Origin of the sequence: Bradyrhizobium sp. Leo170 (genome assembly GCF_004296405.1) — a bacterium.
Taxonomy (GTDB): Bacteria; Pseudomonadota; Alphaproteobacteria; order Rhizobiales; family Xanthobacteraceae; genus Bradyrhizobium.
The window spans coordinates 1-1,232 of sequence record NZ_PSRR01000733.1; the positions used below are offsets into that span (position 1 = coordinate 1).

Annotated in this window: 2 protein-coding genes; both read left to right on the forward strand. The window is 61.6% G+C overall.

From position 1 onward, the window contains the following. The coding region (locus CWO89_RS44325; protein WP_130584398.1) for an IS66 family transposase at positions 1-483 on the forward strand (483 nt) is incomplete at its 5' end. A 451-nt stretch (positions 484-934) separates the two neighbouring features. Further along, a partial coding sequence (locus CWO89_RS44330; protein ID WP_130231822.1) for a transposase occupies positions 935-1,232 on the forward strand: 298 nt, incomplete at its 3' end.

A 1,232-nucleotide genomic window follows, 5' to 3' on the forward strand; every position in this document is an offset into this window, starting at 1 on the left:
ATCGACCTTCTGTTCGCCATCGAGCGCGAGATCAACGGTCTTACTGCGCAGGAGCGTTTGCGTGTGCGCCAGGAGCGTAGCCGCCCCCTGATCGGCGAGCTGGATGCGTGGTTGCGCGAGCAGCGCGCCAAGCTCTCCAGGAACAACGACACGACCAAGGCGATCAATTACTGCCTCAGCCGCTGGGATGCATTTACCCGCTTCCTCGATGACGGACGGCTTTGCATGTCGAACAATGCTGCTGAGCGTGAGCTACGGGCGGTCGCCGTGGGGCGAAAAAATTGGACCTTCGCTGGGTCCGATGAGGGGGGCCGGCGTGCGGCTGCCATCTACAGCCTCATCGCCACCGCCAAGCTCAATGACATCGACCCACAGGCTTGGCTTGCCGACGTGCTGATGCGCTTACCGGATCATCCCGCCAAGCGCATCCACAAACTCATGCCCTGGAATTGGCGACCTCAGAACGTCGCTCACGCCGCATAAGCGCGATCAGCCTTCCGCCAAAAACGACCTGGCCGGCGGTCGTCGCCGGGTGCATACGGACTTCCCGCGGGAACTAAGAGCATTCGGAGGTATGGCACTTCATGTGAAGAGCACCATGTACGAGCTCGCAGGGAGTACTTCGAGTAGCTCGGCACCGTCCTTTCCGAATAGGGGCGCTTATCTCGAGAAACCACACGATTCCGGCTGCTCATCACTTGCCGGCGAACCGTGAGGGTCGACTCCGCCCGCCACCGACCAGCGGATCTGCCAGCGACATAGGCAGTCGGCCGTGAAGAATCTCCCAAGCGGTTGAGCGGGAGTCGATTTTTGGAGCGGAACGAGGTTTGAGATTGCAAGCTCTTTGGGTTCGAAGGCCCAAAGGCTTGCAATTTCATTTTTGCGATTCCGTCGAATCGCGGGTCGTGATTCCGTGCTCGCATCGGAGGGAACGATGCGACCCAAGGAACGACGGGACAGCGGACAGGCCGACCTTCTGCGCTCGCGGCTGGACGCGATCATCGACATGGACCATGCCCTGGTGCAGCTTTCGCGGACGATCGACTGGGCGTTCCTCGAGCAGAAGTTCGGCGCGGTCTACGAGGACAAGCCGGGCCGGCCGCCGCTGCCGACCCGGCTGATGGCGGGCCTGGCGATCCTCAAGCACACCTACGACCTCTCCGACGAGGTGCTGCGCGAGCGCTGGGTGGAGAACCCCTATTACCAGTTCTTCTGCGGCGAGGAGTTCTTCG